Source organism: Brevundimonas sp. UBA7838 (assembly GCF_002500885.1).
In the GTDB taxonomy this organism is placed as follows: Bacteria; Pseudomonadota; Alphaproteobacteria; order Caulobacterales; family Caulobacteraceae; genus Brevundimonas; species Brevundimonas vesicularis_C.
In genome coordinates this window covers 48,590-56,290 of record NZ_DLTK01000113.1, presented here as the reverse complement: position 1 = coordinate 56,290, position 7,701 = coordinate 48,590, and the positions used below count along the sequence as shown (strand labels likewise).

5 protein-coding genes are annotated in these 7,701 nt (G+C 62.3%); 2 read left to right on the top strand and 3 right to left on the bottom strand.

Annotation, left to right across the window (positions count from 1 at the left end; genetic code table 11):
• Positions 1-594 precede the first annotated feature (594 nt).
• Complete coding sequence (locus tag B3T77_RS10895; RefSeq protein ID WP_197273335.1) at positions 595-1,224, bottom strand: HAD hydrolase-like protein; 630 nt, start codon at positions 1,222-1,224, stop codon at positions 595-597.
• Between the two features lie 91 nt (positions 1,225-1,315).
• Positions 1,316-1,678, bottom strand: a complete 363-nt coding sequence (locus B3T77_RS10890) for a TrbC/VirB2 family protein (protein ID WP_292079525.1) — start codon at positions 1,676-1,678, stop codon at positions 1,316-1,318.
• 691 nt (positions 1,679-2,369) lie between these two features.
• Here B3T77_RS10890 and B3T77_RS10885 point away from each other — a divergent pair.
• Complete coding sequence (locus B3T77_RS10885; protein WP_066629603.1) at positions 2,370-3,554, top strand: hypothetical protein; 1,185 nt, start codon at positions 2,370-2,372, stop codon at positions 3,552-3,554.
• Between the two features lie 230 nt (positions 3,555-3,784).
• Positions 3,785-5,122 carry an MFS transporter gene (locus B3T77_RS10880; RefSeq protein ID WP_084375456.1) on the top strand — a complete coding sequence of 446 codons (1,338 nt, stop codon included), beginning with the start codon at positions 3,785-3,787 and terminating at the stop codon, positions 5,120-5,122.
• On the opposite strand, the gene B3T77_RS10875 is transcribed toward B3T77_RS10880, so the two are convergent.
• The gene (locus B3T77_RS10875; protein WP_292079522.1) at positions 5,119-7,623 is read right to left on the bottom strand and encodes a TonB-dependent receptor; all 2,505 of its coding nucleotides are present in this window, start codon (positions 7,621-7,623) and stop codon (positions 5,119-5,121) included. The genes B3T77_RS10880 and B3T77_RS10875 overlap by 4 nt on opposite strands.
• Between the last annotated feature and the right edge of the window lie 78 nt (positions 7,624-7,701).

Here is a 7,701-nt window from a genome sequence, read left to right as displayed (position 1 = left end):
GAGAAACGGGGGTCACGTCAGCACCCCTCTGGTCCGGGAGCGCATGTTCTGCATCGATCGCGGCCCGGTGCATGTGTTTGGGGATCACGCCAACGTCTTCGGCAGCGACATGATCACCGCACACCGGATCGAAGACGCCCAGAATGAGTAAAGGGCGGGTGCTGGTGCACCCGCCCGATACATAGTCGCGTTATCTTCGTTTACCGCCGATTCAGTTGAGGTCTCAACTGCGTCGGCCCCAAAGCTCCAAGGCCCTATGTCCCCAGTGCCCGGTTTCAACGGATCCAAGATCCTCGGCGACGGCGAGAGAGGTGTTATCCCCTCGTCAGTCCCGTGCACTTCCACCAAAAATGGCTCAGGTGCGAATTAGGATAACGCAAAAACCTGCGTACTATTTAGGCGCAAACCGCCTTCACGACAAGCCGCACGCTTTAAAGCGCGCTGTGGAGGTGCGCCGGGCGTTGAGAACATGTGAGATTCGCATGCGCTCACGCCTTTAGCCGAAGCCTGTACATACGCGTGAGCCGCACCGGGCGGCGCCATTCTAACGTAGAGACAGGCCGACAGGTAGGTCGCGGCGATCGTGAACCGTCGTCAGGCCAAGAGCACAGCGGCAGCCTCGGCCGGCGTATGGACCATGTAGTCCGGCACGGCGGCGCTGAGAGCCGAGGCCGCTCCGTATCCCCAGGACACGGCCATGGCGGCCACATGAACGTGGTGCGCCGCTTCGATGTCCCGCACCTCGTCGCCGACGGCGCAGACGCGGGCCGGTTCGACATCCAGTTTACGGATCAGGGAAGAGAAGCGCGCCCCCTTGCCGAACAGCGACGCGCCGCAGCTAAAGGCGGAGATCAACGCCGCCGATGGCCCGAGCACCGCGCGGACGTTCTCTTCGCTGTTGGAGCTGACCACGGCAGACCGGACGCCGCCGTCATGCAGCCGCCGCAGAAGATCGGGGACGCCTTCGAACAGCGCGATCTGGTGCGCCTCATCGGCCATTCGCTTGCGCAAATCGGCGGCGATCCCCGGCAGGCGGAGCGGCGACACGCCCAACGCCTTGACGACGTCTCGGGTCGGCAGGCCCCGAAGACGTTCGATCTCCGCCACATCGGGAGACCGGAAACGATGAGCCTCGGCGAGGCTCGGCAGCTGGGCGATGAACCATGCCGCGCTGTCGGCGAGCACGCCGTCGAAGTCGAACAGGACGAGTTTGTATTGGGCCATTCGGATCGCCATAGCGGGAATACGGTCGGCGGGCACGGGGTCCCGCCCCGCTACGTCCCGCTGGCGATAAGAAACAGGGTGAATGGGGCCGTTAACGGCGACGCTTAAACGAGCCTTCAGCGCCTCGCACTAGGTGTCGGGAATGAGCTTCCCCGTCGCCAGACCCGATCGCCGCATTCTCGCGCGCCGCCGGTGCGCCGAACAGTGCGTCATCGAGTACGGCCAGACCTCGCCGCATGGACGAGCCGTTCTCGCTCATGGCGACCCCGGCGCCGAACAACACCACGGCCACGACGGCGGCGGCCTGGACGACCGGCCCGGTGATCGATTCCACGATCTGCTGGAGCGGTCCCTCCCAGGGCATCCCGGATCCGCCCGCCAGGGCCTGTCCGGCAAAGAACAGGCCGCAAGTCACCGTCGCAGCCGAAAGGCCACGTTGAAGTAAACGTCGCATGGTTTGAGTTCCTGTGGTCGGGCCGGAAGGTCGGCGCTCCCGATCCACAGCAAGCAAAATCATCCACAGGGAGTCAACGTGACTCACGAATATATTCTTTGAGGCGGCGCGCTTGGATCTTTACTTGTGATGATTGATCTCGAAATCGTCTCACGACGACTTGCCGGCGACTTTCGGTCGTCTGCTCGCCTTGCCTAGTGAAGTTGTGCGGTCCTGCCTTACCTCATCGCGTTGCAGGCGCATCAGCGATGCGCGGAGGGATAGGCAGCGGCAGAGGTGATGCTTCCGCGCCCAAGGCGGTGGACATCCATGGCTGAATGTCTGCAGCGCTTGGGAGCGCCCGACAAGGCCAGCGGCGACAGGCCTGTCCGCGATAAGGGCTTTTGGCTCTGATCGCTCCATAGCTTCAAAACGCTGCGATAGCGGCGTCGCAATGCGTCGTCAGGGGCCTTCCAGCTGCAATACCGGACATCGACCTTTACGCTCGAGCGAGGCTTGAGCGCAACGCGGACCGCATTTCTCTACCAAAAGGTGATAGTTGTCGCCGTCAAGCTGAAAGGGACGCTAACATCGAGGCGTCTCCCCGGACATCTCCAAAGTCACCTTCGCCCAACTTTTCACCCCATTGATACAGAGCAGTCCGTTAGTGCCAGCCAAGCAACGCATCGTAGGCATTGATGTCTGTCGCTCAATGGCCATCATTGCCGCCACAAGCAGTCATGCTTTCGTGGCTTCTGGAGCGTTCAGGTACGACCCGTCAGTCGCAATGATGTGGTTTCAAATCGCCACCCACCTAGCCACGCCTGTATTCATTGGACTGTTTGGCTCTATGTTGTACATCGCCTATCGCCCCAAGTTTATATATGGGCGAGATTTGGAAGGTATCCAACAACTTCTTTCCAGATCAGCACAATGCTATTTTTTGTATCTGATTTGCATCTTGACTTGGGTCATGAATGGTACATTCTCTGCGACTTATGGACTGAGATGCGCACTTTTAATCGGCGTGACGCCCTTTGTTGACATACTGAAATTCTATACGGTCATGCTGTTCGTGGCCCCTATCATCATCAGCGTCTCAACCCGTTTCAAACGCGGCCTCGCCATCCTGCTCGCTTTGGCGATGGCGCCCCATCTCGCCTATCCATTGTGGCCGCCTCTCGAGCCGCTTCCGATAGTTTTCGGTCACGATTACCTCAGTCTTCCCGCATCATTCCTTTATGGCGGCAATTCAGGCGCGGGAGGCCCCTCGTTGCTTCATGGTCTCATCCTGGTCGTCTACGGCATGTGGCTTGGAAAAATTGCAGAAGGGCTGATCAACGGAGACAAACATTTCAGACGTCTCGCAAGACGGACATTGCTCGGCGCGACGATATTGAGCGGATTGGTCTCGGCGGCTCTCTGGGACTGGAGCGATGCTTTCGGCACGCTGAACGCGCTCGCAGACATGTCGCTTCGCAACATAAACCATCCTCTTTACTACGCGCTCGGCGTCTTCGGTTTGACCTCGGCCTGTTGGGCAGCCTTGGAGTTTTACGACCTGCGGGAGCAAAAGATTGGCCGCCAGTTGAACTTCATTGGATCTACGAGTCTTTTTACTTTTTCCTTCGGAAACATCGCCCTCATTGTCGCGCCTGAAATTAAGACTGGACTATTTGGCTCGATTGCATACGGCATCGTGTTGCTTTGTGTGGTTATCGCGTTGAGCTGGATGTTCCGATTTATGCTTGACGACGGGCTTGCGCAGAATATCGCCAAGCAGCGCACCTTCTCCGCAATATTCCAGTATGTGCAATCCAATATTATTAAGAGTATAAAGGTCGCAACTCGTCATCCATCAATCATATACGATCGCTTTCTCCGGTTTGTATTTTGATATCAATGCATCAGCTTCATAAGAATGGCGGATGAGCACAGCTCGTCTAGGCCCGACTTATTGATCGCGCATGATCTCGCAACTGCGCCCCGGCGTCAGCCAGGCTTCCATGATCCGACTTGTCGCAAATTTTGCTTTGCCAACCCGGGACAGTCAGGCGAGCCTGCTTTCGCCAGACAGACTGAGGCACGCCTGTTAGAAACCTCGATACGAGATGGCTTGAGAGTCCGATGACAGCTGTGTCCACCCCCCAAAGTTTCGGCGATCGACGCCTGGAACAGTTTGGTTGGTCGATGTTCGACTGGGCGCAACAGCCTTACTTCACCCTCGTCGCCGCGTTCATCTTCAAGCCGTACTTCGCCTCAGGATTTGTCGGCGATACGGTTAGGGGCCAGGCGCTGATCGGGCTGGCGGGCGGCGTGGCGGCGCTTCTGATCGCGCTTCTCAGCCCCTTCGTCGGCTCCAGGATCGATCGAGGCTCAGATGCGAAACGCTGGGTGCTCGCCGCCTCCCTTCCCTTCATGTTGGCCTGCGCGGGGTTGTGGTTCGCCGCGCCCGGCCATCTCGAGCGTCTTCCCCTGATCATGGGCTGTCTGATCGTTGCGGCGGTTTCGGCGGAAGTGACCGTCACCGCCAATAACGCCATGCTGCCCCACATCGCTCACCCGGGGCGTCTCGGAAGACTGTCGGGCTCAGCCGTGGCTCTGGGGTATCTCGGAGGACTGCTGAGCCTCGCCGTATTCTATATCGGCTTCAACGTGATGGACCCGCCTCTTCTTGGGCTGGACCCGATCGCCCGCGAACCCGACCGGATCGTGGGTCCGTTCGTGGCGGGCTGGTACGCCCTTTTCCTCATCCCGTTCGTCCTCTGGACGCGCGACCCGAAGCCCCAGTCCGCGGCCGGGAGCCGGATATCGCTCGTTTCAGCTTTGCGCGATATGCCGGCGAAGACCCGCCGCTTCCTCCTTGGCCGGATGCTGGTCGCCGATGGGCTTACGGCCGCCGCTGTCTTCGGAGGCGTCCTCGCTGCGGGATTGTTCGATTGGGGCGTCGCCGAACTCGGAACCTACGGGGGACTGATCATCATCACATCCGGACTGGCGGCATGGGCTTCGGGTGCCGTCGAACCTCGCCATGCCCCGAGAACGGTCGTTCTGCTCTCGGTCGTCGTGCTCGCCGCGGCCGTGCTGGGGGCGGCCATGATCACGGCGGATCGGGTAATGCTGATTCCGGTCCCGCCGCCGACGGCCGGCGACGGGTTCCTGGCGTCGCCGTCGGAACGGATATTCATGGTGCTGGGCCTTGTCATCGGCGCCGCCGCCGGCCCGATGCAAGCGTCCATGAGGGCTTGGATGGCCAGGCTCACGCCGCCAGGGTTCGAAGGCCGGTGGTTCGGGCTATTCGCCTTTTCCAACAAGGCGACGGCCTTCCTGGCCCCGCTCCTCATCGCCGGATTAACGATCGTCACCCAGAGCCAGCGTATCGCCATGCCCGTCATCGTGCTGTTTCTGGCCGCTGGCTACATCTGCCTGAGGCGCGTGCCGGCGGACCTTGGACCTCAACCCTAGCGGTAGAGGCTCAATCGCAGCCCGATGAGACGTTTGGCTCCCCGCGTGTAGGTTGGAAGTCCGAAGTCCTGCCCTCCGTTGCCGGCGTCGGTGAGATACTCTTCGTCTAAACCATTGCGTATGAACACCCCTGCCCCCCAGGCGCCGCTCGCGGGCCGGTAATCGAGGGCGGCATCCAGCAGCCCATAGGCCGCCTGCCGCGGCATGAAGTCGATGGGCGCGACGAAGGCACCGGTCGCGAGCGCAGGCTTGCCGTTGTCGTCGGTGAAATAAAGGGCTGATCGCCAGGCGTAGGTCGGCGTGAAGCGAAGCGATCCCTCGGGCAGGATCCACTCGAAGGTCATCCCGACCGTCAGCTTCGCGTCCGAGTTAAGGGCGAGACGGTTGCCGGAATACAGGCCGTCTCGGAAACGCGCGTGTGACAGCTCAAGGACGCCGAACGCCTCCAGTCCCCCCGGTCCCCGCCACCTCAGATCGGCTTCAAGTCCGGTGGACGACGCACGCCCGGCGTCACTGGCGACGAACATGGCGCCCTGCTGAACGATGGTCTGGAAGTGACGGTAGTCGTATCGATACACGGCCGCGCCGCCCTTGAGCCCGAGCCTCGGCCAGACAGCCTTGGCGCCCGCCTCGAACGAGTCGATGGTCTCCGCCGCAACGGTGTTGAAGACGATGGCGCCCTCCGGCCGCGACGGCGTGTCAGGCGAAAGCAGCTCCGGACGCCGGCCGCGCGCATAACTCAGATAGATCGATGCGGTTTCCGATACGCCGTAGCGCGCGGCGAGCCGCCAGGCCGCTCCCTCGTCCGTCAGGCCGGCGAACTGCGTCTCTCCCCCCGGCGTCGGCTGGGCGCGCAGACCGAACCGCGGAACAGGATAGGTCGGGGAGCGGGGAAGCGTCGCCGCACCGGGAGACGCCAGGGCCGCGAACAAGGCCTGACGCTGAGCGGCCGGTTGCCCCAAGGCGCCCAGGAAGCCGGCGAGGACCGAGCGCCCCTCGACATCCGAGGCGAGACCCACGGTCCGATCAAGCCACCCGTATCGGAGGCCTGCGGTCAGTTGCAGACGATCGACGGGCGTCCAGGCGAGGTCCGCATAGAGATCCGCACCCGTCGATCCCGAGGCGTCGCGGTAGCCCTCGCGGTGATCGCCGCGAAGGTTTGATGCGATGGAAAGCGATTGAACCTGGCTCAGCGCGACGCCGCGCGCCGCCGCCAGCCCACGCAGTTGGGCGGCGACGGCGTTCGGGGATGTGTAGGCCTCATAGGACGCCAACGAGGGATTGCGGCGGTCCAGGCGTCCGGTGAGAAGGGCGAGCACCAGACGCTCGTCCACCTGGAGCGGGATGCGCTGCGCCCCAGTCTCGCGGACAAGGCTCGCTCCCGTGACGAGACTGACGCGGTCCGACGGCTCGAAGTTGAGCCGGAACTCTTGCGTCGTCTGTCGCCCGAAGGAATCGTCGCCAACAGTCAGGAGCGGCAATACGACGCCGTCATAATCGAACCGTTCGTCGCTCTCGAAGCGTCGAACCGATGTGGTGGAGGTCAGGGACAGTTGCGAACTCGCCGCCCATCGTGTGAGCCACAACAGGCTTGCGATTCGACGGTCCAGACCCAGGCCGCGATCCCCTTCAAATCCGACGCCCGCCGCGAGGGCGGCTCCGCTGTAGACCGAACGATCGCCAAGCGTCGCGCCGGATTCGGTGGAGGGGAGGAACGTCGCCGACTTGAAGCCCTGGCCCGAACTGGTGTCTCTTTCGGCGTTCAGGATCAGATGGCTCGTGATCGTCGCGTGAGGTCTGAACGACAAGGTCAGCCGTCCGGCCTCGACCCGCGTGTCGCCGTAGCGGCCGCCGTCGATGAGGTTTGGCGTAGAACCACCTTCCTCCCTCAAGCGCCCCGCAATCCGCACGGCGAGGGTGTCGCTGATCGGCGCGTTCACGACAGCCTCCAACAGACGATGACGTCCGCCATCCCACTCCGCAGTCCCCTGAAAACTGTCGACGGGTGCGGCCTTGTTCTGAACGATGTTGATCGCCCCCGTCAGAGCGCTTCGGCCGAACAGGGTCGTCTGCGGCCCGCGAACCACTTCGACACGCTCCAGGTCGAAGAGTTCGACAAAGGCGCCCCGCGCCTTGGCCATCGGCGCCCCATCTTGAAACACCGAGACACGCGGCTCCTGGTAAGACGATCCGTCTCCGCTGGAGATCCCCCGCAAGACGAGCGTGGAGTCCGCAGCCGATTTCGATTGCACAGTCAGGCCGGGGATCAGCGGAGCCAGGTCGGCGAAATTCTGGATACGGCGCTCTGAAAGCGCGGCTCCGCCCGTCACGCTGACCGCGACGGGCACCCTGAACCCCGCCTCGGGACGACGTTGAGCCGTGACCACGACGTCGTCGACCTGGGCCTCGACGGCTGCGCCTTGAGTAGTGGCCTGCGCGCGAGCGACGCTCGCCTGCCCGAACGTGACCGCGCCGGCGGCGCCGATCGCGTAAAACGTCATCTTCCAGGGAAACATGGAAATTCTCGAAATAGTGACTTCGGCCCGGGGCTTGCACTAATCAGGCCGAACGCTGTTGGC